Below are 24,474 nucleotides of genomic sequence, written 5' to 3'. Positions count from 1 at the left end.
GGCGGGGATATTTGGGCTTGGAAGATGATCGGGCATGGCAAGCAGGTCAGACGGGGACGCGCATGGCGGGGTCCCATGTGGCGATAAACCAGATGAAACTGCCAAGGGTGATTGTGACGAAAGCGATGATGAGAAGGATGATCTGGCCTTTGGTCATTTGCGCGACATCCATGCAAGGTTTTTGGGTGCGGGCGGCACCGGGGATTTCAGTGCAGGCATGACGGGCTGGGCCTCGTTCGGCAGGCCTGATTTTTCGATCTTCACGCGCAGATCGAACCATGCGGCCTGTCCGGTGACCGGATCGGAATTGGCCCAGCGCAGCCCGTCGCCGCGCGGCGGCAAGAGTTCGTGGATCAGGTGGTTCAGCAAGAAACCCTTGGTCGCCTCGGGCGCTGTTTCGTCCAGCGCCCAAGCGCCTTTGCGTTTGCCGATGGCGTTCCATGTCCAGATCGTGTTTTCGTTCAAGCCTGCCTGATGGGCGACCGGTACGGTGATCGCGCCATGCGCCGAGCTGACGCGCGCCCAATCGCCGTCCTGGAACCCGTGCTGGTCCCAGATTTTTGTCGGCAGATAGAGCGGGTTGTGTCCGTGGATCTGGCGCAGCCAGGCGTTCTGGCTGCCCCAGCTGTGATACATCGCCATGGGCCGTTGGGTCAGCGCGTGGATCGGGTATTCTGCCGGGTCGACATGCCCATCCTCGAACGGCGGATACCAGATCGGCAGCGGGTCCATCGTCGCCTTGATCTGGCCACGCAGATGATCGGGCGGCTGGCGGTGGCCGCGCCCTTCGGCGGCGGCCTGGAATTTGCGCAAAGGTTCGACGTAAAGCTGGAAGATATAAGGCTGGACGACGTCGTAAAAGCCCATCTTGACTGCCCAGTCCTGGTATTCGGTGCTGAAGGGTTTGTAATAGGCGCAGTTTTCGGGGACATGGCTGATCCAGAAACCACCATTGTCGATATAGCTCTGCAGCTGGTCGGGGTTGGCGGTGCCGCGCCCCTCATCCTGGCCATCCGCACCGCGGAAACCGGCGAGCGGACCGATGCCGGGGCGGCGGATGTGGGTGGTGATGTAATCGGCGTAGTCTTTGTATTTCGCACTGCCATCGTCATTCACGAACCCCGGCAGCCCGAGCCGCGCGCCCAGATCGCACAGCACCGACTGGAACCCGCGCACGTCGCGGTCGGGTTCCACCACGGGCCAGCGGATCGCGTCGGCGACCCCGTCCGCCTCGCAGATCGGGCGGTCAAGCAGGCTGATGCAATCATGCCGTTCCAGATAGGTCGTGTCGGGCAGGATCAGGTCGGCATAGGCCACCATTTCCGAGGAATAGGCATCGGAATAGATGATGCGCGGGATGACGTAATCGCCGTTTTCATCCTTGTCGGTCAGCATCTTGTGGACGCCGCCCACATTCATCGAGGAATTCCACGACATGTTCGCCATATACATGAACAACGTGTCGATCTTGTAGGGGTCGCCCGCATGCGCATTGCTGATCACCATATGCATCAGCCCGTGGGCTGACATCGGGTTGTCCCATGAAAAGGCCTTGTCGATGCGGATTGGTGTGCCGTCATCATGCAGCAGCAGGTCTTCGGGGCCTTGCACATAGCCCAGATGCGGGCCGTCCAATGCCGCCCCCGCTGTCACTTTGCCATGTGGTTTGGGATGGGCTGTGGCGGGTTTGGGGTAGGGCGGTTTGAACCGCATCCCGCCCGGCGTTTCCACGGCGCCAAGGATGATCTGCAGCATATGCAATGCGCGACAGGTCTGGAAACCGTTGGAATGCGCCGAAATCCCCCGCATCGCGTGGAAACTGACGGGGCGGCCGACCATCTGGGCGTGTTTCTTGCCGCGAAAATCGGTCCATGCGCGGTCAAGGATCACAGGTTCGTCAAATGCTACCCGGGCCAGATCGGCGGCCAGCGCGCGGATGCGCTGGGCCGAGATGCCGCAGCGGTCGGCCACAGCCTCGGGCGCATAGGCCGGGTCCAGATAACGGTCAGCCATCTGGTGGAACACGGGCCGATGCGTGATGCCGGCTGCACGGTGCGTCGCGGCCAGATCGGGTTCTACGCCCTGGCCGTTCCACGGCGCAAGTTTGCCAGTGCGCCGATCGATGACCTGTGGCTGGCCCGCCGCATCGCGCAGGAACAGGCCGAACTGGTCGGATTTGGGGTCTTCGTTCACAAGGACCGAGGCATTGGTGAACTGCGCCAGATAGTCGAGATCAACCTTGCCCGCGCTCATCAGGCAATGCACCAGTGCAAGGATGAACAGCCCGTCTGTGCCGGGCGTGATGCCGACCCAATCATCGGCCACGGCATTATATCCGGTGCGGATCGGGTTCACGCCGATGATCCGCGCGCCGCGGGCCTTGATCTTGCCAATGCCCATCTTGATCGGGTTGCTGTCGTGGTCCTCTGCCACGCCGAACAGCATGAACAGCTTGGTATGGTCCCAATCAGGCTGACCAAATTCCCAAAACGCGCCGCCCATCGTATAGATGCCCGCAGCGGCCATATTGACCGAACAAAACCCGCCATGGGCCGCGTAATTGGGTGTGCCGAACCCTTGCGCCCAAAAGCTGGTGAAGGATTGCGACTGGTCGCGGCCGGTGAAGAACGCCAGTTTCTCGGGGTGGTTTGCGCGGATCGGCGCCAGCCAGTCTGTCGCAGTTTGCAGCGCCTCTTCCCAGCTGATTTCCTCAAACTCGCCCGACCCGCGTTCGCCAACCCGCCGCAGGGGCGCGCGCAGGCGGGACGGCGCATTGTGCTGCATGATGCCCGCGGACCCCTTGGCGCAGAGCACGCCTTTGTTCACCGGATGGTCACGGTTGCCTTCGATATAGGCGACCTTGCCATCCTTCATATGCACGTTGATCCCGCAGCGGCACGCGCACATGTAACATGTCGTCTTGCGCAGCGCGTCGGACACATGGGGGGATGTGTCAAGCTGGGGCTGGTCAAGGGACATCGTCGTTTCCTTTCAAGGGCTTAGTGTTGCGCCAACAGGGTCAGCGCGTCGCGGGCGATCTGCTTTTCCTCGTCGGCGGGGATCAGATGCAAAGGCACCTTATCAAGAAACGCCAGATGGTCCATGATCCGGCTGCGGATTTCGCCTGCATTTTCATCGATCCCGCCGGTGGTGGCCATGGCACTGCCGGTTTGCACGGCGCCTTTCATGTGACCATCGCTCGGATCAGGCCGAGCGCGGACAACATCAGCAAGAGCAAAACCGCCGATTGCCGGAAGGCCGCGGGCGAGGCTGCCAGAAACCGCCGTCCGCCCAACCAGACGCCCAAACCCAGTATCGGGAACGCCATGAGCGCGGCAATGACGGTGTCCCGTGTCACCAACCCGCCGAGCCACAACAGCGGCAGGGTTATCAGATCTAACGCTGTCAGATAGACGATCATCGTCGCGCGGAACCCTGCCGCCTGCACCGGTTGCGCCGACAAAAACGCCGCGACCGGCAGCCCGCCTATCCCTGCGCTGTTGCACATCCCCGACAAGACCCCGACGCTGCCATGCCCCAGCGCGCCGATCCGCCGCTGCAAGGTCCAACCCGACAGCAGCAAGAGCGCCATCAGCACGATTACACCGGAAATGGCGATGCGCGCCGTATCCTCGCCCACCGACAGCATCACCGATACCGAAAACGGCAGCGCGATGGCCGCCCCGACGATCAGCCATCCGACACGGTGCCAGTCGACATGCGCCCGAATGCCGCGCGCCTGAAAGGCTGTCATCATGATTTCGCAGGCGAAAACGACGGGGATGAACGGTAACGGGTTAGTCAGCAATGCGGCAAAGGCGATAAAGATAGCGGAAAACCCGAACCCCGAATACCCCCGCACAAAGGCCGCCCCAAGCAGGGCAAAGCCCAGCAAGGTGGCGGTGCCGGGGCCAAGGTCGAATGGCATGATCACGCCGCATTCTTTGTCAAGGCCGCGGCGATCAGGCGCACGCCTTCGGTGATCCGGCTGGCAGGGATCGAGGAATAGGCAAGGCGCATGTATTCCGTTGGCGGCGCATCCCCTGCAAAGAACCGCGCGCCCGGTTCGACCAGCACGCCCTTGGCGCGCAACGATTGTGCCAGCGGCGTTGTATCGGTGCCGTCGGGTGTTCTGACCCAGACAGATGACCCGCCCGACTGCCCTTGACCCGCGACCACCAGCCCGCTGTCCTGCAAAGCCGCGTCCAGCACCTGCCTGCGGTCGTGATAGGCGCGGCTCATCCGGCGGATCAGCGCATCGTAATGGCCCAGCGACAGGTAATAGCTGACCGTGCGCTGGATATGCCCCGGCGGATGGCGCAAGACGGTGGCGCGCAGGGCGCGTGCCTCTTTGATGAACGGCGCAGGCCCGACAAGATAGCCAAGGCGCAGCCCTGGAAACAGGGATTTCGAAAACGACCCGACATAGATCACCCGCCCATGCGGATCGAGCGATTTGAGCGAGGGCGAGGGCGGTTTCAGGAACGACATTTCGAATTCGTAATCATCTTCGACGATAATGAAATCCTGCGCTTCGGCCTTTGCGATCAATGCTTTGCGCCGGTCCAGCGGCATGGTGGCTGCCGTTGGGCATTGGTGGCTGGGGGTAGAGAACAGCACGTCGATATCATCGGACAAAGCATCGGGCGGCAACCCGTCCTGATCGACCGGCACGATGCTGAGCTGGCAGCGCGATTGCATCAGGATATTGCGCATTGCAGGATAGCAGGGATCCTCGATCGCGGCCCGCCTGCGGCTGTTGAGCAGCACCTGCGCCGATAGCCACAAAGCGTTTTGCGCCCCCATGGTGATCAGGATTTCATCGGGATTGGCCAGAATACCCCGTCTTGGCAGGGTTTGGCGGCTGATGAAATCCACCAGTTCTGGGTCGTCGCCGTCGTAATAATCCGCCGTCAGCGCGCCGAAATCCCGCATCCCCAGCGCGCGCAGGGCGCACAGCCGCCAATTGGCGGTATCGAACAAGGTCCGGTCTGCCTGCCCATAGATAAATGGGTAACGGTAATTTGCCCAATCGGTGGGTTTTTCGATGCTCAGCGCCGGGGTGAACCGCTGGCCGATGGCGCGGGTCCAGTCCACTGTGCCGGTCTGGGTCTGCTGCATGGCAAAGGCAGGCGGTTCGGGCGCATTGTCGGACACGTAATACCCTGACCGTCCACGTGCGGTCAGGTAATCATCGGCCACCAGTTCGGTATAGGCCAGTGTCACAGTAATCCGGCTGACACCCAGATGCTGCGCCATCATCCGCGATGACGGCAGGCGTTCACCGGGGCGGAACCGGCCTGCAAGAATGCCCTGCGCCACCATCTGCTGGATGCGCGCCTGCAACGTGCCAACTGCACTTGGGTCGAGGAAAAAGGTTTCAATGGAAATCGACATGCTCTGGCCCTAAGTTTCGTCCAGACTGGACTTATCCTAGGGCCAAGGCAAGCGGGTGGTTTAGCCCAGAACGCGGGTGATGGCCTGATCGACAGCCTCGGTGATCTGGTTCAGATCGTCCTTGGTCGCAATCAGCGACGGCGCGAACAACAGCGTGTTGTTGAACCCCGGCAGCGACCGGTTGGTGGCCCCGATGATCACGCCCTGCGCCATGCAATCGGCGACGATAGCCTGCACCTTCTTTTCGTCCATCGGTTCCTTGGTCGTGCGGTCCGCGACCAGTTCGGCCCCTTGGAACAGGCCCATGCCGCGCACGTCACCGATCCATTTATGCTTGTCCATCAGCGCATGAAGGTTGCCCGACAGATGCGCGCCCATGGCAACGGAATTGCCCAGCAGGTCTTCTTCTTCGATGATGCGCATGTTCTCAATCGCCGCCGCTGGCCCCGCAGTGCAGCCGCCAAAGGTAGAAATATCGCGGAAATAGGACAGTTTGTCGGTGTCGTCCTTGAACATCTCGAACACGGCATTGGTCGTCACACAGCACGAAATCGCAGCATAGCCCGAGGCCACGCCCTTGGCCATCGTCACGATATCAGGCTGCACGCCGAATTGCTGATAACCGAACCAAGCACCGGTGCGGCCCAGACCGCAGACCACCTCGTCGATATGCAGCAGGATGTCGTATTTGCGGCAAAGTTCCTGCACGCGCTGCCAATAGCCTGATGGCGGCACGATGATCCCGCCGCCTGCGGTGATCGGTTCAAGGCACAGCGCACCAATGGTGTCGGCGCCTTCGGCAAGGATGACATCCTCGATCGCCTTTGCGGCATTGGCTGCGTATTCTTCGCCCAAGGTGCCATCTTGGCTGCGATATTCCAGACAATGCGGCACGCGGATGAACCCCGGCACAAAGGGGCCGTATTGCGCGTTGCGTTCATCCTGCCCGCCTGCCGACAGGTTTGCGATGGTGGTGCCGTGGTAATCGCGTTCGCGGTACAAGATCTTGGATTTCTTGCCGCCGTAGTGTTTGTGGCTGATCTGGCGGACCATCTTGAACGCCTTTTCATTCGCCTCGGACCCCGAGTTCGCATAGTAAACGCGGTCCAGACCGGGCATTTTCTCGATCAGCATTTCGGCGAATTGCGCGCCGGGAATGGTGCCAAGCGCGCCGCCAAAGAAACACATCTTGGTCACGGCATCGGAAATCGCGCGGCCCATGCGTTCGCGGCCATAGCCGATGTTGACGGTCCAGACGCCGCCCGACACCGCATCGACATGTTCCTTGCCCTTGATGTCCCAGACGCGCAATCCGCGCCCTTCGACGATGATGCGCGGGTCGATGGTTTCATAGGCCTTGTGCTGGCTGATGTGGTGCCAGACATGGGCGCGGTCAGCCTCGATCACATGGCCGGGGTCGTTGGCAAAATTCAGGGTATCCATATCCGGCGGCTCCGTTTTGAAGAATGATTTGGGCGGCCTGCGAATCCGGTCCGCAGGCTTGTGCATTGCGTCCCACTGTGACCCATCTTGCACCATGATCAATAGGGCCAGATGGCACGCAAACATAATGCCAGATTTGCGCATATAGACAGGGCTGGTGCGGATGCGAAAATCCGGTTTGCCATTGCAGGTCGCGCTGATCATATGGGCGGATGATGACCGTTCCCGCCCTGTTGATCCTGCTGCCTGCCTTGATCGGCTTTGTCGTGCTGTTGGCGCGGCATCGCAAGCCAACGCGCCCCGCAGCCGTGATCGCGCGCCATGCCATCGTGGTGGACGGGTCCAACGTGATGCATTGGGGTGGCGCGCCATCGGCCAAGGTGCTCGCGCGCGTGCTGGGCGCGTTGCAGACCAAGGGCTATACACCCATCGTGTTCTTTGATGCCAGCGTCGGCTATCGGCTGGCGGACCGGTATCTTGATGCAGGCGATCTGGCGGGCCTGATCGGCCTGCCCGCGGCACAGATCCATGTCGTGGACAAAGGGGTGATTGCCGACAGCGCGATCTTGGAGTTTTCTGCCCTGCACGGGCTGCGGATCGTCAGCAATGACCAATATCGCGACTGGCGCGTGCAATTCCCGCATCTGCACCGCAAGGGTGCGGTGCTGCGCGGCAGGTTTCAGGATGGTGCGGTGGTCTGGCAGCAGCGGCTAAAGCTCGTCCGCGCGTAACCGATAAGCCTTGCCGAAACCGCCGTTCAGGTCGATGCCGGTGGGCGCCAGCCGGAACATCACGAAATCCGTGAAATCGTAATAAAGCTTGGCCTTCGGCACCGCCGCCAGCCAGATGTCCTTGTGCGCGGGTTTGTCCACCTGCGCGGCCTGCGCGCTCAGCGTCAGGCGCGGATGGGTCAGCGGATCGCCCTTGGCACCCGGCTCGCCCACCAACACAGCGCAGGCGGGATTCGCCAGCAGGGCCTGCGTATGGGTGGACAGGGTGGAGACCAGCGTCAGCGCGGTCGTGCCGTGCCAGATCAGCCCGACACGCGCGACATAGGGCGCGCCGGTGTCAGGATGCATCACGGCAAGCGCCGCATGGCGCATATCGCCCAACAATTGCCGCACCAGCACGCGGGCGGCATCATCGGTGGGATTGACCGGTTCGCGTTTCATGCAAGATTGGCCGCAGGGCAGGCGCGAAACGCCGCCATCGCGGGGCCAATCCCGTCAAGCGACAGGCCCAAAGTGCTGTCACCCGATGTTGCATAGGCGCGCAGGTTGAATTGCAACCCGTCCAGCACATTGCCGAACCCGCTGTCGGTTACCGTCAGGCTGCGGCGATCAGGGCTGACGCGATGCCGGTCTGTCTGGATGAAAATCGGACGGTTGCCCGCGAAATTCATCGCGAATGTCGGGTCATCGGGCCAAGTGCCATCCGGCAGCGTCAGGGTGACGCTGTATTCGGGCAGGGCCGCATCATAAGTCACGGTGATCAGGCCGTCGGCATCCGTCAGGGTGCAGATCGGCGCAGGCGAAAACTCCCACGCGGCGGCGGGGGTGACGAGTACGAAAAGCGCGCATGTCAGGTGTTTCATGATGGTCCGGCCGATCGTAGGGTGGGGGTACGCCACATGCGCACCTTACTTTTTGGCATATCTGCTTTTGCCGCCGCGCATTCCGCCTCGGCCACCGGTGCTGCGGCCCGACGCCTTGGCCGCATCATCAACCGCCTTGTCCACCGCCTGTTGCCGCGCCAACGGGTCGTCGGCGATGGCCAGTTCCACCGCTTCGAGCCGTTTGAGTTCGTCGCGCAGGCGCGCGGCCTCTTCGAATTCCAGGTTCTCGGCGGCCTTGCGCATGTCAGTGCGGATACCGTCGATCACGGTCTTGATATTGCCGCCCGCGCGGCCCTTGTCGATCTTTGCGGTGACGCGGTTCATGTCCACATCGCCTTTGTAGAGGCCCGCCAGAATATCCTCGACGTTCTTTTTCACCGTGGTGGGCGTGATGCCGTGCTTTTCGTTATAGGCCAATTGCTTGGTCCGGCGGCGTTCGGTTTCGCCCATCGCGCGTTCCATGCTGCCGGTGATCCGGTCGGCATACATGATCACGCGGCCTTCGGCGTTGCGCGCGGCGCGGCCAATCGTCTGCACCAGCGATGTTTCCGAGCGCAAGAAGCCTTCCTTGTCCGCGTCCAGAATGGCGACAAGCCCGCATTCGGGAATGTCCAAGCCTTCGCGCAAAAGGTTGATCCCGATCAGCACGTCAAACGCCCCAAGGCGCAGGTCGCGCAAAATCTCGATCCGTTCGATCGTGTCGATGTCGGAATGCATGTAGCGCACGCGGATACCCTGTTCGTGCATATATTCGGTCAGGTCTTCGGACATGCGTTTGGTCAGGGTGGTCACCAAGGTGCGGTAGCCGGCGGCGGCGACCTTGCGCACCTCGTCGAGCAAATCATCGACCTGTGTCTCAACCGGGCGGATTTCGATCATCGGATCGATCAGGCCGGTGGGGCGGATGATCTGTTCGGTGAACACGCCGCCCGTCTGCTCCATCTCCCACGCCGCAGGGGTGGCCGAGACGAACACCGATTGCGGGCGCATCGCGTCCCATTCCTCGAATTTCAGCGGGCGGTTATCCATGCAGGACGGCAGGCGGAACCCGTGTTCGGCCAGCGTCATCTTGCGCCGAAAGTCGCCTTTGTACATGCCGCCGATCTGCGGCACCGACACATGGCTTTCATCGGCGAAAACAATAGCGTTGTCGGGGATGAATTCGAACAGGGTCGGCGGTGGTTCACCCGGCGCGCGGCCGGTCAGATAGCGTGAATAGTTTTCGATCCCGTTGCAGACACCTGTCGCCTCGAGCATTTCCAGATCGAAATTGGTGCGTTGTTCCAGACGCTGCGCTTCGAGCAGTTTGCCTTCGGCGACCAATTGGTCCAGCCGCATCCGCAGTTCTTTTTTGATGCCGATCACGGCCTGCTGCATCGTGGGTTTGGGTGTGACGTAATGCGAATTGGCATAGATGCGCACCTTGTCGAATGTGCCGGTCTTGGTGCCGGTCAGCGGGTCGAATTCGGTGATGCTTTCCAGTTCTTCGCCAAAGAACGACAATTTCCACGCGCGGTCGTCAAGGTGGGCCGGCCACACCTCCAGACTGTCGCCGCGGACGCGAAACGTGCCGCGCTGGAATGCCTGATCGTTGCGGCGATATTGCTGCGCGATCAGATCGGCGATGATCTGGCGCTGGTCATAGGATTGGCCGGCGTGGATATCTTGCGTCATCGCACCGTAAGTTTCGACCGACCCGATGCCATAGATGCACGACACCGAGGCCACGATGATCACGTCATCGCGTTCCAAGAGCGCACGGGTGGCCGAATGGCGCATCCGGTCGATCTGTTCGTTGATCTGGGATTCTTTTTCAATATAGGTATCGGACCGCGCGACATAGGCTTCGGGCTGATAGTAATCATAATAGCTTACAAAGTATTCGACCGCATTGTCGGGAAAGAACCCTTTGAATTCGCCGTATAACTGGGCGGCCAAGGTCTTGTTGGGGGCAAGGATGATCGCGGGCCGCTGGGTCTGTTCGATCATCTTGGCCATGGTGAATGTCTTGCCGGTCCCCGTCGCCCCCAGCAGCACCTGATCGCGTTCGCCTGCCAGAATACCGGCGCTGAGTTCGGCAATCGCCGTGGGCTGGTCGCCTGCGGGTTCAAACTCGGTCTTCAGCACGAAACGCCGGCCGCCTTCCATCTTTTCGCGGCTTTTGACGTCTGGCGCGGGGTTCGCCAGATAGACGGGCGGCGATTTGTCGGTCTGGGCATAGGCCATGGCGGGGATTCCTTTGGTTGACCTATAGTTGTTGTCTTTGGTCACTGGATCAAGGGCGACCCTTGGCCTAAGGTCCGGCCAAACGAAAGAGGTATGACAATGATTGATCCTGTAAAACTTGACCGTCTGGCCGAAGTTGCCGTGCACACCGGCGTGAACCTGCAAAAAGGGCAGGATCTGGTGATCACCGCCCCATTGTCCGCGATTGAGCTTGTCCGCGCGATCACGGTCCATGCCTATAAGGCCGGGGCAGGGATCGTGATGCCGTTTTTCACCGACGAAGCGATCACGCTCGCGCGCTATGAGCATGCCGAAGATGCCAGTTTCGACCGCGCACCCGGCTGGTTCTATGAGGGGTTGGCCGCCGCCTACAAAGGCGGCGCCGCGCGCATGGCGATCACCGGCGACGACCCGATGCTGTTGGCCGATCAGGACCCCGCGAAGGTTGCGCGTCTGTCCAAAGCGACATCCATCGCCGCCAAACCTGCCATGGCCCCGATTGTCGGGTTCGAGGTGAACTGGAATATCGTCGCTTTCCCCGGTGCCGGTTGGGCCGCGCGCGTGTTCCCCGATCTGCCCGTAGAACAGGCGCAGGGCAAGTTGATGGATGCGATCTATACCGCGTCGCGGCTGGACGGTGACGATCCTGTGGCGAATTGGGCCGCGCATACGACAGAGCTGCAAAAGCGTGTCAAATGGCTGAACGACCATGATTTCGCCGCGCTGAAATATACCGGCCCCGGCACCGACCTGATGCTGGGTCTGGCGGATGGGCATATCTGGAAAGGCGGCGCATCGCCCGCGCTGAACGGCGTGGTCTGCCAGCCCAATATCCCCACCGAAGAGGTGTTCACCTGCCCGCATGCCTATAAGGTCGATGGCATGGTGTCTGCCACCAAGCCTTTGGCGCATCAGGGCAATGTGATCGAAAACATCAAGGTCCGGTTCGAGGCGGGCCGCATCGTCGAGGCGACAGCCACCAAAGGCGAGGCCGTGCTGCAGGCGTTGTTGAACACCGATGATGGGGCCTGCCGCATTGGCGAGGTCGCCTTGGTGCCGCATTCCAGCCCGATCAGCCAGTCAGGCACGTTGTTCTATAACACGCTTTTTGATGAAAACGCGTCATGCCACATCGCGCTTGGCCAATGTTACGCAGATACGATCGAGGGTGGCTCGGAGTATTCAGCCGAAGAATTGCAGCAAAAAGGCGGCAACCAAAGCCTGATCCATGTCGATTGGATGATGGGGTCGGATGCCGTCGATATCGACGGGATCACCAAGACGGGCGAGGTGATCCCCGTCATGCGCAAGGGCGAATGGGCCTGATCAGACATCGGCGGGGCTTGCGAAATCCCCGTTTTTTGCGCATATGACATGCAACGATGAAAGGGCCAAAGATGCGCGCACGAATCTACAAGCCAGCCAGAACCGCCATGTCATCCGGCATTGCGAAAACGCGGTCCTGGGTGCTGGAACATGTGGCTGAGGCCGCGCGCAGCATCGACCCTTTGATGGGCTGGACATCGTCCTCTGACACGCAGGCGCAGGTGCGGTTGTATTTCGACAGCAAGGAAGCAGCGCTGGATTACGCCCACGAAAACGGGATCGAGGCGGTCGTGCAGGACCCCAAATTGCGCAAGCCCAACATCCGTGCGGGCGGCTATGGCGAGAATTTCGCGACCAACCGGCGCGGCGCCTGGACCCACTAAGACGGGTTTCCGCTTGCCAAAACGCCCCAAGCCGCGCCATACCGCCATCAATCGGTCTCATAGCTCAACTGGATAGAGCAGCTGACTTCTAATCAGCAGGTTCGGGGTTCGAGTCCTCGTGGGATCACCATTAAAATCAATGTTGCGGCGTTGTCTTAGCAATTCCCTTTCCCACTCATTGAGACCCGGAAGCCATGTTCGCGCAGGATCTTCTGATAGTCGTCTGAACAACATTGGGCAGATTCAACCGGTCGATCGCGAAGGCACCGCGCTGGTCTTCAGCGAACCTGAACCTCATGGCTTTTGGCTTGCGAAGAACTGGATGGATTTTTGAATATATCCCTGTGCTTCTTGAGGATGCGGTTCTCGCGCCGAAGTCGTTCATTCTCCCGCGCAAGCTCGCGATCCGCGGGCGATACCACATCCGTATCGCGGTGCGCGGTCACCCATTTGTTCAGGGCCAAAAGCCAATACCAAGATCGTTGGCAACCTGACGCCTTGTTAGCCTGCGTGTCAGTGCAATTCGCACCGCATCCTGCGATGACACATATTTATGGTGATTTGGCGGAAAACGCGCGCTTTGTGGCTGCCTTCAAGACCGCATTACGCAGGATTTGGGCCGATGGCATGTCTGCTGCGATCCAAAACTATTTGAGCCGGTAAATCTGTACCGCAGCGAAAGTCTGGGCCTTGTGCTTGGACATTGGATGGATTGCCGCGCGCCTAGATGCTGACCTCAAAAAGGGCGCCAACGCATGCGGTGATTGCCATCGCCGCCGCGCCCCAGAATAGGACCCGTGCGGTCGCGCGCGGTTTCGGGGCGCCACCAATGTGCGCACCAAGCGCGCCAAGACCAGCAAGGCAGATCAGTGTTGCGATGACGACTGTCGGAAGAATTTTGTCGCTTGGCGCCAAGATCGCGGCGGCCAGCGGCAATGCTGCGGCAACGGTAAAGGTGAACCCCGAGGCGATCGCGGCCTGCAGCGGATTGGCTGTATGCACTTCCGACAGGCCAAGTTCGTCACGCACATGGGCACCAAGCGCATCTTTTTCACTAAGCTCTCGCGCGACCAAAGCTGCTGTTTTCTTTGTCAGTCCACGGGATTCGTAGATTGATGCAAGTTCCGCCTCTTCGGCCGCTGGTGTGTCGATCAAAGCCTGTTGTTCGCGGGCAATATCTGCGCGTTCAACATCGGACTGCGAGCTGACAGATACATATTCGCCCGCTGCCATCGACATTGCACCAGCAGCAAGCCCAGCAGCGCCTGCGACGAAAATGGCTGTGGGCTCTGGGGTCGCCGCCGCGACACCGACGATCAAGGATGATATCGAAACGATGCCATCATTTGCGCCGAGAACGGCAGCACGGAGCCAACCAGCCCGATTGATATAATGCACTTCTTCATGGGCGGGCTCATAAGGCATGTTCATGGAAATCTCTCATTTCTGATCGGCGTCAGGCGTTGCGCCGGCGTTGAATAGATGCACAAAAGCGGCGACTTTTGCCTGCGATAAGTGAAACGAGGCTGAATGTCGTCGCTGTTAGGTCAGCAATTTTTTGCACAATAGCAAGGCCAAGTCATTGCCGTTCCCATTATCGCCGCGCGCAGTCCGTCCTTAGTCCGCCAGCGGGGGGCGGCTCGCCGGTGGTGTAAAGGTCATCGGCTGGCGGTGTACAATGGTATACTTGCATTTTGCACGCATTTGGCGCATTGGATGGCAAAGGCCTGAACAGCCCAGATTCCCATTTGAAAGATCGGAACAGTCCCATGACGAACAATGCAACGCCAGATATCATTTACACCAAAGTTGACGAAGCACCCCAGCTTGCCTCGGTATCGCTTTTGCCGGTTATTCAGTCTTTTGCCAAAGCTGCTGGTGTCAGTGTCGGGGTCAAGGATATTTCGCTTGCTGGCCGGATTATTGCGGCATTTCCTGAAAACCTGCGCCCCGATCAACGCCAGCCCGATGATCTGGCCGAACTGGGGCAATTGGTGAAATCACCCAATGCCAATGTCATCAAGTTGCCGAATATTTCCGCCTCTGTGCCGCAGCTTGTTGCGGCTGTGAAAGAATTGCAGGCCAAAGGCTATGCCATTCCCGATTATCCGCAAGACCCTGCAACGGATGCCGAAAAAGCCATCCGCGCGCGGTTTGACGCGATCAAAGGGTCGGCTGTGAACCCGATCCTGCGCGAAGGCAATTCGGATCGTCGCGCGGCTGTTGCGGTCAAGAATTATGCGATGTCCAATCCGCATTCGATGGGCGCATGGGCGCCCGACAGCAAGACGATCGTATCGACCATGTCGGGCAATGATTTCTTTTCCAATGAAAAATCGGTCACTTTGTCTGCTGAACAAGCCGGTGATGCGCGGATCGAATTGGTCGGCGCGGATGGCAGCATCACGGTGCTGAAAGACAAGGTCGCTTACACCGCTGGCACAGTCGTTGATGCGACCTTTATGTCGGCCAAGGCGTTGGATGCGTTTTTGGCCGAACAGATCACGCTGACGAAAGACGCGGGGATTTTGTTTTCGATCCACTTGAAGGCCACGATGATGAAGGTGTCCGACCCGATCATCTTTGGTCATGCGGTCAAAGTGTTTTTGCAGCCGGTGTTCGATACCTATGGTGCGACATTGGCCGCAGCGGGGATCAGCCCCAATTCGGGCCTTGGTGCTTTGCTGGACCAAGTCGCCGCCTTGCCGCAAGGCGCTGAAATTCTGGCCGCGATTGATGCGGTCATGGCCGAGCGCCCTGCGCTTTACATGGTCAATTCCGACAAGGGGATCACCAACCTGCATGTCCCGTCCGATGTGATTATCGATGCCTCAATTCCTGCCTTGATCCGCGCAGGCGGCAAAGGTTGGGGCCCTGATGGCAAAGCGGCGGACACCAATTGCATCATCCCCGATAGTTCTTATGCGCCGGTCTATGACGAATCCGTGGCCTATTTCAAAGAAACCGGCGCGCTTGATCCGCGCACGGCAGGCACGGTGCAGAACGTCGGGTTGATGGCGCAAAAGGCCGAAGAATACGGCTCCCACCCCACAACGTTTGAAATCCCCCATGCCGGCACTGTGCGCATTGTCTTTGCCAATGGTGACATCGTGCTGGAACATGCGGTGGAAGCGGGCGACATCTGGCGGTCGGCATCCACCAAACAAGCCCCGATCGAAGATTGGGTCAAACTGGCGATCAGCCGTCAAAAGGCCGAAGGCTGTCAGGCGATCTTTTGGTTAGATGCCGCGCGCGCGCATGATTCGGAACTGATCAAATATGTCGAACCGATCCTTGCTGCCGCTGGTGTGGCTGACAAATTCCAGATCATGACACCGCGTGCGGCAACGCGTGTGTCGTTGGAAACCATCCGCAAGGGCAAAAATTCCATTGCCATCAGCGGCAATGTCTTGCGCGATTATCTGACCGATCTTTTCCCGATCCTGGAACTGGGCACGTCGGCCAAGATGCTGTCGATCGTCAAGCTGATGAACGGTGGTGGCATGTTCGAGACAGGGGCAGGCGGGTCCGCGCCCAAACATGTGCAGCAATTGGCCGAGGAAAACCACCTGCGCTGGGATTCGCTGGGTGAATTCTGCGCGCTGGGCGAAAGCCTGAAATTCCTTGCGGAAACCAAAGACAACGACAAGGCGCGCATTCTGGGCAATGCCGTTGATCGGGCAACGCAGGGTGTGTTGGACAACAACAAATCACCCCAAGCCAAAGTCGGCCAGACCGATAACCGCGCCAGCCATTATTTCTTTGCCTTGTATTGGGCGCAGGCGCTGGCAACCCAGAACGAGGATTCAAGCCTGCTTGCGACCTTTGCGCCGATTGCCCGCGCCTTGGAAGAAAACGAGGCTGCGATTCTTGCAGAACTCAGCGGTGCCGAGGGCAAACCGGCTGATCTGGGCGGGTATTACCTGACCGATGCCGACAAAACCGAAAGCGTGATGCGGGCATCGCCGACCTTGGTCAAGATCCTGAGCGTTCTGTAAGCGTTGCACCAAAGCACAACAGAAAAGCTGGCCTTGCGAAAGCAGGCCAGCTTTTTTCGTTAGTGGTTACTTTGACACCGTGTCGCGGTGCCAGAACACGATCCTGCGCTGCGCGAATGTAACAAGGGCATAAAGGCCAAGGCCAAGGATGCTCAAATACAAGATCAGCGAAAACACCCGTGGCGTATTCAGCTGTGACGCCGCAACGCGGATCAATTCGCCAAAGCCTTTGCCGCCGCCAAGGAATTCTGCCGTGATCGCACCGGCCATCACGCCGACTGCGCCGATTTTCAGGCCGGTAAAGATTTGCGGCAGCCCCATTGGCAGTTTCATCTTGAACAGGGTTTGCAGGCGGCTGGCACCCATCGTCTTGAACAACATCCGCGAATTTTCATCGGTCGCATGCAGGCCCGCCGCTGTGCCGACCACAATCGGGAAGGTCGCGATAAAGGCGGCAAGCGCCACTTTGGATTCGATGCCAAAGCCGAGCCACGCAATGAACAAGGGCGCAAACGCCACTTTGGGCATTGTATCAAGGGCGACCAGATAAGGCATGATCGCGCGTTCGCCAAAGGCGGTTTCGCCCACCAGAATGCCCAACGAAAAGCCGATCGCCATGGCAAGGGCAAAGCCGTAGATCACCTCTTTCGTGGTGATCCATAGCGCAGACAGCATGTAATCACCCGTAAGCAGATTTTTCCCGACAAAGATCATGTCGTTGAATGTCTCGGCGGGTGTTGGCAGCACGATGCTGGACACAAGGTTAAAGCTGGTGGCGATCTGCCACAGGCCGACAAAAACGGCAAAGACGAACAGCATCAAAATGCTGCGCGGTATCTGGTCGAGAAATGATGTATGTTCCACCCAGACCGTATCGGGGGTGACGTTTTCATCGGTGTTGAGGTTTGCGTCGCTCACATCGCTTCTCCCTTGTCCAAAAGGCCGCGAATGTAATTTACGGTCTCGCCAAATTTCGGTGTTGTCATCATATCAAGCGTGCGCGGACGCGGCAGATCAACGGTTACGACCTCTGCCAGACGGCCGGGGCGTGGTTTCATGACATAGATATTATCCGACAAAATCACCGCCTCTTGGATCGAATGGGTCACAAGAAAGGCAGTGGCGTTTTGTTCGGTGCAAATCCGCTGTAATTCCATATTCATCATATCGCGCGATAATTCATCCAGCGCGCTGAACGGTTCATCCAGTAACAAGACCGCAGGTTCGGTAATCAGCATCCGGCAGATCGAGGCGCGCTGCGCCATGCCGCCGGATAATTCATTGGGAAAGACGTCTTCAAAGCCTTTCAGCCCGACGATATCCAACAGGGCGCGCGCCTTTTCCTTGGCCTTTTCGGCAGCGGCGCGACCGTCACGAATTTCGATTGGCAGCACGATGTTTTCAATCGTGGTCCGCCATGGGAACAGCGTTGCTTGCTGGAACATCATGCCGATGTCACGGCGGGTGCCGGTGACCGGTTTGCCCTGCAAGACAACGCGCCCTTTGGTTGGCGGGATCAACCCCGCCATAATTTTCAGAAGTGTTGATTTTCCGCAGCCACTCGAGCCGATCACAGATGAAAAACTGCCTTTGCGTAAGGTCAGGCTGACGTCATCAAGGGCAATCACGCGGTTGCGTGCGTAGGTCTTGCTGACATGGGTCAACTCGTAGACGGGCGCGCCAAAAGCGGCTTGCACGTCAGACGTGGCTGCGGAAATTGTCGTCATTACTTCATCGCCTCATGCGCCATAGCGGTGAATTCGTTGGTATAGGCTGCGGTCAGATCGGGCAGGGGTGCTGCCAGATCGCCACCTGACACAAGGCTGGCTTGCCATTCTTCCCAAACCTCGGGGGGCTGATAGCCAAGACCGTTGGTCATATCGACGGGAATGGTTTTTGAACGCACCGCGTCAAACAAGGCCGACTGGAATTGTACATCTTCGCCTTCTTGCGGATTGGCGTCTTTCAGATGCGCCAGCACGGTGTCGCGGTTGGCATCGTCCAGCGCAAAGGCGTGACCACGTGCAAAGGCGCGCACAAAGCCTGCGACCAATTCAGGGTCGGTTTCGATCACATTGCCCATTGTGGCAATGCCATTGCCAAAAAAGCGGGCAAATTCGGACGGCGTGATGTCACGCACAGCCATGCCGCGCTGGTTCAAGATCGCGGCATCCGCAGTCGATGCCGAATAGGCATCCATCGCGCCGGTGGTAAAGCCGACGGTCGCAGGGCCGCCATCACCCACGGTCAGGAATTCGTAATCGGTGCCTTCGGTCAGGCCGGAACCGGCCATCACATTGCGGGCGAAACCAACTTCGGCACCATCGGCGGTGCCGGTGCCGATCACTTTGCCACGCAGACCTTCGGGGCCTTGAATATCGGAATCGGCACGCACGACGACGCCAAAGTTACTGCGCGCCGCGACGTTATAGATAAAGACCGCATCTTCGCCACGCGCCCGCGCCGCAAGAACAGGGCCGGGGCCGGGGCGGCCAAATTCGGCCTGACCGGCGGCCAGTGCTTGCAGCACTGCGCTTGAACCGTTGATCGATTCAACGGTGACGTTCAGGCCTTCTTCGGCAAAATAGCCTTCGCCGATTGCGACGAAGACGGGAAACGAGTTGATCGCCGATGGGCTGGGCTGAACGAATGTGACATCGCGCAAATCCTGTGCCATCGCGACAGTACTGAGTAAGCCGAAGACAGGAACGGTCGCCAGCAACTTTGTAAAGGTTCTTCTGGTAGTCATTTGGGTCTCCTCCCGTTGTGTTTGGTCGTTGCCGCCCGGTTGACCGGATGGCGCCATGCGTCATGCGTTGCGCACGGTATTTGCCAGTTGTCCGATCTGGGACACGTCACAGACAACTTGATCCCCCGCTTTCAAAAACTGCGGCGGGTCCATCGCATAGCCAACGCCCGACGGTGTGCCGGTGGCGATGATATCGCCCGGTTCCAAGGTCAGACCCTCGGACAGGGATGCGATCAGCGTTGGAATGTCGAAAATCATATCAGCCGTTTTGCCGTTTTGGCGTTGTTGGCCGTTCACGCTGAGCCGGATTGACAGATCATGCGGGTTCTTGATCGCGTCTTTTGTGACGATCCAAGGCCCGATGGGGCAGGACCCATCAAACCCTTTTCCTTTGAAATACTGTCCGCCATGGCGGCGCTGGACGTCGCGGGCGGTGATATCATTCAAAATCGTATAGCCGAAAACGTGATCAAAAGCATCGGCTTTGGCGATGTTGCGTCCGGGCTTGCCGATGATGACGGCCAGCTCCACCTCGTAGTCGATGTCTTGGGATATCGTGGGGAAGATCAGCACATCACCACCAGGTGCCACGACAGATGTCGGTGGTTTGGTAAAGAACACCGGATGTTCGGTGACGCCGACTTTGATGTTTTGGGCCTTTTCGCCTTCGGCGATATGTTCGGCGTAATTGCGCCCGACGCAAAAGATGTTTTTGCGCGGATCAGGGATTGGCGCCATCAGCACAGCGTCAGACACGACGGCATGTGCATGCTGGCCGCTGTCGGCTTGGGCCACAAGGGCGGCCACACCAGCCATTGCCGCATCACCGCCTTGGATCAGCGATTGCAGGCTGTCTGCCTCCACCTTTGTTTGTGGATCGGCTGCGGCTGCTTGGGCGATGTTCAACCATGCGCCGCTTGCCAGTTGCGCCGCAGCGGCGGGTTTTCCGCCGATTAAGAGTGTCGCCAGTCTCATCAAGATTCCCCCGTGAAAATTCATGCGGGCTGATCCCTGACGCGATACCGAACCATCATACATGCAGCATGATGGCCTCACGACCGCCGGCGGGAACCCACTTGCTAATATCAAGATGGTTTTGTATTCCCGAAATCAATCAACCAATATGCGGATTGGTCGGAACGCGATGTCAAAGACCGAAATACTTGTCCAGCGCGTCAAACAGATGATCGACAGCGACGGCTATGCCCATAGCGACAGGTTGCCGTGCGAACGCGAGATGTGCCAAACCTTGGGGGTGACGCGCAACCAGCTGCGCCGCGCTTTGGCCGAACTGGAAGGGCAGGGGCTGATCTGGCGGCATGTCGGGCGCGGCACATTCCTTGGCGCGCGACCGGTGCTGAACCTAGAGGATGTCACCTATCTGCGCGATCGGGTAAAACCTGCGCAAGTGGTGTCGGTGCGTTTCACGATCGAGCCCGAGCTGGCGCGGCTGGCCGCGATTTACGGCAAAAAAGCCGATCACGAGGAAATCCAGCATTGCGCGGATCGCTGCCGTAATGCACCAGATTGGCGCGGCTATGAGGCGTGGGATAATAAACTGCATCACGCCATTGCGCGGGCATCACAAAACCAGTTGCATCTGTATTACTTCGAGACATTGAACGTCGTGCGCAGGTCGGTGGTTTGGGGCCAGCCGCGCAAGACCATCAAACCTGCCGATGGTTATTCAAGTTTCCATGAACATGACGTGATCGTGCAAGCGATCCTGACCCATGACGCAGATCTTGCAGCGCACTCGATGATGGATCATTTGCGATCGGTTTATAGCCGGATCTTGCCGTCGATGAATTTGGATATCCCCAAGGAATATGCCTGATAAATCAGGGCTTATCGGCACCCACGCGCGCATCAAGCAGGCCGTGGGTGCGTTTGGCGCCGTTTTAGGTCACGGTGACGGTCAAGCTGCCCAATCCGGCAATTTCCATTTCCATCACATCGCCTTTGACCACTGGGCCGACGCCTGATGGTGTGCCCGTCATGATCACATCGCCTGCGGCCAGTTCGAAATATTCCGACAGATAGGAAATCATCTCGGAGGTCTTCCAGATCAGCTGGTTCAGATCGCCTTGCTGGCGCAATTCGCCGTTAACTTTCAGGGTGATCGCGCCGCTGTCCAGATGCCCGACTTCGCTGACAATGTGGATCGGGCCAATCGGGGCAGAGCGTTCAAACGCCTTGCCGATTTCCCAAGGCCGCCCTGCTTTTTTCATCTCGCCCTGAAGATCGCGGCGCGTCATATCCAGCGACAGCGCGTAGCCATACACCAGATCAAGCGCATTCTCGACCGCGATATTCGTGCCGCCCGCCTTGAGAACGACGGTCAATTCAGCCTCGTGATGGACATCGGATGTATGGGGGGGATAGGGGAATGTGCCGGTGCTATCCAGATTATTGGGGTTTTTTTGGAAAAAGAACGGTGCTTCGCGGTCAGGATCATGACCCATTTCAATGGCATGGGCGGCATAATTGCGCCCGATGCAATAGACACGCCGCACAGGAAATGACCCGCCCGAGGCCACAGGTATTGTTGTGACAGCAGGCAATGGGATGACAAAATCGGACATTCTACCGCTCCAGTTTTTGTGATTTCACGCACACTAGTAGATAGCGCGCAGCGAGAGATCAATCTGACCAATGCTGTAATTGGTTGTTGACGAAGCCGATCAATGGCCGCGACTGCCAAGTGGTATCAAGCGGACGGGGGCGTTCACGGTGTGCGGTTGGGCGATGTGGCGAAGCCGCGGGCAGGCGGCGCGCTTTGTCAGGTTTGGAAGACCGGCTGTGGTACAATTGGTCTCAGGGCGGGTCTTCGTGTCACACCAGATTTCCGACCTGTCAGATGGCAGCAAATCTCACGATTTCAGAGCAATTGTCTTGGATCAAGAATTCCAGCGCACCTTGCCCAATTCTGTCACATCATATCCGGAAAGATGCGCTGCCCGGGCGGCAAATGCGTCGGTGCGCGCGAATGCCATCAGCGCCTGAACCTGAGGCTCGAAGTAGTCACGCCGACGCATGATCAGATCAAAGCTCTCGTTGCCAACCAGCGGAACGAAACCAAGCTGTCCCGACACCGCCTGCAGACCGATCCCGCAATCGGCTTCGCCAATCTCGATCATTGTCGCCAGATCCGCATGTGTTTCGGCCTGCCGTGGCGCGAATTGCAAATCATCCGCTGTCAGGCCCGCACGGCCGAGCAGGACATCAAGCAGCTGTTGCGATCCAGCCCCCTCTGTGCGCGCGGCGAAACGCAGGCGTTGTGACACGACATCCTCTAGCCTTTTGATTGCCCGCGGGTTGCCGGGGCCGGTCAACAGACCCATCGTCCTGCGCGCCCAATGGACCATGACAAAACCGCCGCCAGGCAGAAAGCTTTGCACGGCTGGCAAATTGTATTCCCCGCTGGCAGCATCCAGAAGGTGACTGCCCACGAGCATCGCGCGCCCGTCAGCCAATTCGCGCAGACCATGCGTCGAGCCATGTGTCAGCACCGCAAGTCCAGCCCCAGACTGCCTTAACGCCCATTCGAGAAGCGGGTCGTTCGACCCCGCATAGATTGGTGCTGCCCGAAATGCCCCTGCAACGGGCGCTTCGGTCTGCGCCTCAAGCCAGACATCAATCAAGCGGCGTGGAAACAGCAGCTTGCCTGTCGCACGGGTGAAGGGAATCGTCTGGCGCGTGACCATTTCATAGATCGTGCGCTGCTTGACCCGAAGATATTCAGCCACCTCGGTTGTCGTCATCAGGCTTGGCACGCCGGAACGGGTGCTCTCATCATCCGGATAATTTTGCATAATAGTGCAAATCCATGCATTATTTAGGTGTTTGTGTAAGATACTGCATTCTGTTTAATTGTCCAAGATATTCGGGAGAATTTTGCGGCAATGGATGGTCCATTTCTCATCGCGCTTGGTCTCATTGCCTCTGGCGACCCTGCTTTGACAGACGTCATTGCGCTGTCGCTTAAGGTGACGCTGACGGCCGTGAGCATCGGTTGTCTGATCGGCCTGCCCTTGGGTGCGGGACTTGCGCTTGCGCAGTTCCCCGGTCGGGGCGCGATTGTCGTTGCTTTCAACGCTTTGATGGGGCTACCGCCTGTTGTCGCTGGGCTTTTGGTTTACCTGATGTTGTCACGCTCCGGCCCGCTGGGCGACCTCGCTCTTCTTTTTACGCCGACGGCAATGGTCATTGCGCAGGCGATATTGATCCTGCCAATCGTGATTTCGCTGACGCGTTCGGTCGTCGAAGACCTCTGGGCCGAGTACCGTGAACAGCTGCGTTCGCTCGGGGCGGGCCGTTTGCGCGCGGTGCCGACTTTGCTTTGGGATGGGCGGGTCAGCCTTGTGACGGGCATCCTTGCAGGTTTTGGCAGGGCGAGCGCCGAAGTCGGTGCGGTGCTGATCGTGGGCGGCAATATCGCGGGCCATACGCGCACCATGACTACTGCGATCACCTTGGAAACCAGCCGTGGCAGCCTGGGTCTTGCTGTGGCTTTGGGCATCATTTTGCTGCTGATCACCTTGTCACTGAACGCGGCGGCATGGGGGCTGGCGCAATCGGCACGGGGACGGTTGGGATGAAAGTGGATAAGGTCATTGCGCCAGCACAATCAATCCTTCCGTTGCAGCTGAGGGCTGTGGGCTATTCCGTCGGCAAGACGCGGTTGCTGGACGGGATTGACCTGACGGTCAGGGCGGGAAAACGACTGGTTGTGATGGGTCCGAACGGGGCAGGCAAAAGCCTGTTGCTGCGGCTCTGCCACGGGCTGATTCCGCCCACCTCGGGCAGTGTTTCCTGGCAGACACAAGACCCGCGACCGGCGGCGCAGGCGATGGTCTTGCAACGTCCGGTGCTGTTGCGCCGGTCCGTGCGCGCCAATCTGGATTATCCGTTGGCTTTGGCTGGTTACGCGCGTGCTGCGCGTGACGAAATGGTCCAGAAAACCCTGGCGCGTTTCGGGCTTATCGCGCTGGCAGAGCGGCCAGCACGTCTGCTGTCTGGTGGTGAACAACAGCGCCTCGCACTCGCGCGCGCATGGGCATTGCGACCGCAAGTCCTGTTTCTGGACGAACCATCGGCCGCACTCGACCCTTCGGCGACCCGCGCTATCGAAGACCTGATCGGCCAGTTCAGCGCCGAGGGCATCACCATCGTGATGACGAGCCACGATCTGTTTCAGGCGCGCCGGCTCGCGCAGGATATTGCTTTTCTGCACCGCGGACGGCTGATCGAACACGGCCCCGCTGCCCAGTTCTTCGACGCGCCCCAGACACCCCAAGCGCGGGATTTTCTGGGTGGCGCACTCATCTGGTAATT

At 59.2% G+C, this 24,474-nt stretch carries 23 protein-coding genes, 1 tRNA gene and 1 pseudogene; 8 read left to right on the top strand and 17 right to left on the bottom strand.

From position 1 onward, the window contains the following. Positions 1-46 precede the first annotated feature (46 nt). The 6 genes from ACPF9B_RS09615 to ACPF9B_RS09590 are packed head-to-tail and all read right to left on the bottom strand — an operon-like array spanning position 47 to position 6,840. Positions 47-172, bottom strand: coding sequence for a hypothetical protein (locus ACPF9B_RS09615; RefSeq protein WP_007204077.1), 126 nt, complete (start codon positions 170-172; stop codon positions 47-49). Then, positions 154-2,979, bottom strand: a complete 2,826-nt coding sequence (locus ACPF9B_RS09610) for a molybdopterin oxidoreductase family protein (RefSeq protein WP_424177012.1) — start codon at positions 2,977-2,979, stop codon at positions 154-156. The genes ACPF9B_RS09615 and ACPF9B_RS09610 overlap by 19 nt, the downstream gene beginning before the upstream one ends. Before the next feature lie 20 nt (positions 2,980-2,999). Then, on the bottom strand, positions 3,000-3,188 hold the full coding sequence (locus tag ACPF9B_RS09605; RefSeq protein WP_424177010.1) for a hypothetical protein: 189 nt from the start codon (positions 3,186-3,188) through the stop codon (positions 3,000-3,002). Continuing rightward, positions 3,185-3,934, bottom strand: coding sequence for a TSUP family transporter (locus tag ACPF9B_RS09600; protein ID WP_424177008.1), 750 nt, complete (start codon positions 3,932-3,934; stop codon positions 3,185-3,187). The genes ACPF9B_RS09605 and ACPF9B_RS09600 overlap by 4 nt, the downstream gene beginning before the upstream one ends. Then, a complete protein-coding gene (locus ACPF9B_RS09595; protein ID WP_424177006.1) occupies positions 3,931-5,397 on the bottom strand; it encodes a PLP-dependent aminotransferase family protein in 1,467 nt (488 codons plus the stop codon). Before ACPF9B_RS09595 ends, ACPF9B_RS09600 begins: the two co-directional genes overlap by 4 nt. A 60-nt stretch (positions 5,398-5,457) precedes the next feature. After that, on the bottom strand, positions 5,458-6,840 hold the full coding sequence (locus ACPF9B_RS09590; protein ID WP_040483034.1) for an aspartate aminotransferase family protein: 1,383 nt from the start codon (positions 6,838-6,840) through the stop codon (positions 5,458-5,460). Between the two features lie 215 nt (positions 6,841-7,055). Here ACPF9B_RS09590 and ACPF9B_RS09585 point away from each other — a divergent pair, with 215 nt between their 5' ends. Beyond that, complete coding sequence (locus tag ACPF9B_RS09585) at positions 7,056-7,571, top strand: NYN domain-containing protein (RefSeq protein WP_424177004.1); 516 nt, start codon at positions 7,056-7,058, stop codon at positions 7,569-7,571. Here ACPF9B_RS09585 and ACPF9B_RS09580 read toward each other — a convergent pair. The 3 genes from ACPF9B_RS09580 to uvrB are packed head-to-tail and all read right to left on the bottom strand — an operon-like array spanning position 7,551 to position 10,681. Beyond that, positions 7,551-8,012 carry a pyridoxamine 5'-phosphate oxidase family protein gene (locus ACPF9B_RS09580; RefSeq protein WP_424177002.1) on the bottom strand — a complete coding sequence of 154 codons (462 nt, stop codon included), beginning with the start codon at positions 8,010-8,012 and terminating at the stop codon, positions 7,551-7,553. The two genes, ACPF9B_RS09585 and ACPF9B_RS09580, sit on opposite strands and share 21 nt — an antisense overlap. Further along, a complete protein-coding gene (locus ACPF9B_RS09575; RefSeq protein WP_007204085.1) occupies positions 8,009-8,434 on the bottom strand; it encodes a hypothetical protein in 426 nt (141 codons plus the stop codon). The genes ACPF9B_RS09580 and ACPF9B_RS09575 overlap by 4 nt, the downstream gene beginning before the upstream one ends. Before the next feature lie 45 nt (positions 8,435-8,479). Then, complete coding sequence (uvrB, locus tag ACPF9B_RS09570) at positions 8,480-10,681, bottom strand: excinuclease ABC subunit UvrB (protein WP_040482716.1); 2,202 nt, start codon at positions 10,679-10,681, stop codon at positions 8,480-8,482. Positions 10,682-10,774: 93 nt separating this feature from the next. Between uvrB and ACPF9B_RS09565 the strand changes: the two genes are divergently transcribed. The 3 genes from ACPF9B_RS09565 to ACPF9B_RS09555 all read left to right on the top strand — a co-directional run bounded on the left by ACPF9B_RS09565 (position 10,775) and on the right by ACPF9B_RS09555 (position 12,520). After that, positions 10,775-12,007 (top strand): aminopeptidase, encoded by a 1,233-nt coding sequence (locus ACPF9B_RS09565; protein ID WP_424176999.1) that lies wholly within the window; start codon positions 10,775-10,777, stop codon positions 12,005-12,007. A gap of 71 nt (positions 12,008-12,078) precedes the next feature. After that, positions 12,079-12,390, top strand: coding sequence for an ETC complex I subunit (locus ACPF9B_RS09560; RefSeq protein WP_040482717.1), 312 nt, complete (start codon positions 12,079-12,081; stop codon positions 12,388-12,390). A 53-nt stretch (positions 12,391-12,443) separates the two neighbouring features. After that, positions 12,444-12,520: transfer RNA gene (locus ACPF9B_RS09555), tRNA-Arg, on the top strand. A 114-nt stretch (positions 12,521-12,634) separates the two neighbouring features. On the opposite strand, the pseudogene ACPF9B_RS09550 reads toward ACPF9B_RS09555, so the two are convergent. Together ACPF9B_RS09550 and ACPF9B_RS09545 are read right to left on the bottom strand one after the other, a co-directional pair. Beyond that, positions 12,635-12,937: pseudogene (locus ACPF9B_RS09550) on the bottom strand (IS3 family transposase); the annotation flags it as partial. 176 nt (positions 12,938-13,113) lie between these two features. After that, complete coding sequence (locus ACPF9B_RS09545) at positions 13,114-13,821, bottom strand: VIT1/CCC1 transporter family protein (RefSeq protein ID WP_007204098.1); 708 nt, start codon at positions 13,819-13,821, stop codon at positions 13,114-13,116. A gap of 338 nt (positions 13,822-14,159) precedes the next feature. Here ACPF9B_RS09545 and ACPF9B_RS09540 point away from each other — a divergent pair, with 338 nt between their 5' ends. Further along, the gene (locus ACPF9B_RS09540) at positions 14,160-16,388 is read left to right on the top strand and encodes an NADP-dependent isocitrate dehydrogenase (RefSeq protein WP_424176996.1); all 2,229 of its coding nucleotides are present in this window, start codon (positions 14,160-14,162) and stop codon (positions 16,386-16,388) included. 66 nt (positions 16,389-16,454) lie between these two features. Here the strand turns inward: ACPF9B_RS09540 and ACPF9B_RS09535 are convergent, their stop codons facing one another. From ACPF9B_RS09535 to ACPF9B_RS09520, 4 genes are read right to left on the bottom strand one after another with little or no spacing between them, the layout of a single operon-like run. Then, positions 16,455-17,306: an ABC transporter permease gene (locus tag ACPF9B_RS09535; RefSeq protein ID WP_424176994.1), complete on the bottom strand. Its 852-nt coding sequence runs from the start codon at positions 17,304-17,306 to the stop codon at positions 16,455-16,457. Beyond that, positions 17,303-18,115 carry an ABC transporter ATP-binding protein gene (locus tag ACPF9B_RS09530; RefSeq protein ID WP_424176992.1) on the bottom strand — a complete coding sequence of 271 codons (813 nt, stop codon included), beginning with the start codon at positions 18,113-18,115 and terminating at the stop codon, positions 17,303-17,305. Before ACPF9B_RS09530 ends, ACPF9B_RS09535 begins: the two co-directional genes overlap by 4 nt. Next, positions 18,115-19,137 carry an ABC transporter substrate-binding protein gene (locus ACPF9B_RS09525; protein ID WP_424176990.1) on the bottom strand — a complete coding sequence of 341 codons (1,023 nt, stop codon included), beginning with the start codon at positions 19,135-19,137 and terminating at the stop codon, positions 18,115-18,117. The genes ACPF9B_RS09530 and ACPF9B_RS09525 overlap by 1 nt, the downstream gene beginning before the upstream one ends. Before the next feature lie 60 nt (positions 19,138-19,197). Next, the gene (locus ACPF9B_RS09520; RefSeq protein ID WP_007204103.1) at positions 19,198-20,112 is read right to left on the bottom strand and encodes a fumarylacetoacetate hydrolase family protein; all 915 of its coding nucleotides are present in this window, start codon (positions 20,110-20,112) and stop codon (positions 19,198-19,200) included. 169 nt (positions 20,113-20,281) lie between these two features. Here ACPF9B_RS09520 and ACPF9B_RS09515 point away from each other — a divergent pair, with 169 nt between their 5' ends. Beyond that, positions 20,282-20,974, top strand: coding sequence for a FadR/GntR family transcriptional regulator (locus ACPF9B_RS09515; protein WP_424176988.1), 693 nt, complete (start codon positions 20,282-20,284; stop codon positions 20,972-20,974). A 64-nt stretch (positions 20,975-21,038) separates the two neighbouring features. On the opposite strand, the gene ACPF9B_RS09510 is transcribed toward ACPF9B_RS09515, so the two are convergent. Together ACPF9B_RS09510 and ACPF9B_RS09505 are read right to left on the bottom strand one after the other, a co-directional pair. Continuing rightward, complete coding sequence (locus tag ACPF9B_RS09510; RefSeq protein WP_007204105.1) at positions 21,039-21,722, bottom strand: fumarylacetoacetate hydrolase family protein; 684 nt, start codon at positions 21,720-21,722, stop codon at positions 21,039-21,041. Between the two features lie 315 nt (positions 21,723-22,037). After that, positions 22,038-22,952 (bottom strand): substrate-binding domain-containing protein, encoded by a 915-nt coding sequence (locus tag ACPF9B_RS09505; protein WP_424176986.1) that lies wholly within the window; start codon positions 22,950-22,952, stop codon positions 22,038-22,040. Between the two features lie 90 nt (positions 22,953-23,042). On the opposite strand from ACPF9B_RS09505, the gene ACPF9B_RS09500 reads away from it, so the two are divergent. Continuing rightward, positions 23,043-23,738, top strand: a complete 696-nt coding sequence (locus tag ACPF9B_RS09500; RefSeq protein WP_424176984.1) for an ABC transporter permease — start codon at positions 23,043-23,045, stop codon at positions 23,736-23,738. Then, positions 23,735-24,472, top strand: coding sequence for an ATP-binding cassette domain-containing protein (locus tag ACPF9B_RS09495; RefSeq protein ID WP_424176982.1), 738 nt, complete (start codon positions 23,735-23,737; stop codon positions 24,470-24,472). Before ACPF9B_RS09500 ends, ACPF9B_RS09495 begins: the two co-directional genes overlap by 4 nt. Positions 24,473-24,474: the final 2 nt, after the last annotated feature.

The organism is Yoonia sp. TsM2_T14_4, from assembly GCF_049602355.1.
GTDB classification, from domain to species: domain Bacteria; phylum Pseudomonadota; class Alphaproteobacteria; order Rhodobacterales; family Rhodobacteraceae; genus Yoonia; species Yoonia vestfoldensis_A.
Note: the sequence above shows the minus strand (reverse complement) of the source record. Positions and strands in the feature narration are given on the sequence as shown.

Excerpts from the sequence above, each read along its gene's own strand:
- ACPF9B_RS09545 (WP_007204098.1), bottom strand. The coding sequence starts at position 13,821 with ATGAACATGCCTTATGAGCCCGCCCATGAAGAAGTGCATTATATCAAT.
- ACPF9B_RS09530 (WP_424176992.1), bottom strand. The coding sequence starts at position 18,115 with ATGACGACAATTTCCGCAGCCACGTCTGACGTGCAAGCCGCTTTTGGC.
- ACPF9B_RS09605 (WP_424177010.1), bottom strand. The coding sequence starts at position 3,188 with ATGAAAGGCGCCGTGCAAACCGGCAGTGCCATGGCCACCACCGGCGGG.
- ACPF9B_RS09580 (WP_424177002.1), bottom strand. The coding sequence starts at position 8,012 with ATGAAACGCGAACCGGTCAATCCCACCGATGATGCCGCCCGCGTGCTG.
- uvrB (WP_040482716.1), bottom strand. The coding sequence starts at position 10,681 with ATGGCCTATGCCCAGACCGACAAATCGCCGCCCGTCTATCTGGCGAAC.
- ACPF9B_RS09515 (WP_424176988.1), top strand. The coding sequence starts at position 20,282 with ATGTCAAAGACCGAAATACTTGTCCAGCGCGTCAAACAGATGATCGAC.
- ACPF9B_RS09510 (WP_007204105.1), bottom strand. The coding sequence starts at position 21,722 with ATGTCCGATTTTGTCATCCCATTGCCTGCTGTCACAACAATACCTGTG.
- ACPF9B_RS09585 (WP_424177004.1), top strand. The coding sequence starts at position 7,056 with ATGACCGTTCCCGCCCTGTTGATCCTGCTGCCTGCCTTGATCGGCTTT.
- ACPF9B_RS09520 (WP_007204103.1), bottom strand. The coding sequence starts at position 20,112 with ATGAGACTGGCGACACTCTTAATCGGCGGAAAACCCGCCGCTGCGGCG.
- ACPF9B_RS09540 (WP_424176996.1), top strand. The coding sequence starts at position 14,160 with ATGACGAACAATGCAACGCCAGATATCATTTACACCAAAGTTGACGAA.
- ACPF9B_RS09500 (WP_424176984.1), top strand. The coding sequence starts at position 23,043 with ATGGATGGTCCATTTCTCATCGCGCTTGGTCTCATTGCCTCTGGCGAC.
- ACPF9B_RS09575 (WP_007204085.1), bottom strand. The coding sequence starts at position 8,434 with ATGAAACACCTGACATGCGCGCTTTTCGTACTCGTCACCCCCGCCGCC.
- ACPF9B_RS09505 (WP_424176986.1), bottom strand. The coding sequence starts at position 22,952 with ATGCAAAATTATCCGGATGATGAGAGCACCCGTTCCGGCGTGCCAAGC.
- ACPF9B_RS09495 (WP_424176982.1), top strand. The coding sequence starts at position 23,735 with ATGAAAGTGGATAAGGTCATTGCGCCAGCACAATCAATCCTTCCGTTG.
- ACPF9B_RS09610 (WP_424177012.1), bottom strand. The coding sequence starts at position 2,979 with ATGTCCCTTGACCAGCCCCAGCTTGACACATCCCCCCATGTGTCCGAC.
- ACPF9B_RS09565 (WP_424176999.1), top strand. The coding sequence starts at position 10,775 with ATGACAATGATTGATCCTGTAAAACTTGACCGTCTGGCCGAAGTTGCC.
- ACPF9B_RS09590 (WP_040483034.1), bottom strand. The coding sequence starts at position 6,840 with ATGGATACCCTGAATTTTGCCAACGACCCCGGCCATGTGATCGAGGCT.
- ACPF9B_RS09525 (WP_424176990.1), bottom strand. The coding sequence starts at position 19,137 with ATGACTACCAGAAGAACCTTTACAAAGTTGCTGGCGACCGTTCCTGTC.
- ACPF9B_RS09595 (WP_424177006.1), bottom strand. The coding sequence starts at position 5,397 with ATGTCGATTTCCATTGAAACCTTTTTCCTCGACCCAAGTGCAGTTGGC.
- ACPF9B_RS09615 (WP_007204077.1), bottom strand. The coding sequence starts at position 172 with ATGGATGTCGCGCAAATGACCAAAGGCCAGATCATCCTTCTCATCATC.
- ACPF9B_RS09560 (WP_040482717.1), top strand. The coding sequence starts at position 12,079 with ATGCGCGCACGAATCTACAAGCCAGCCAGAACCGCCATGTCATCCGGC.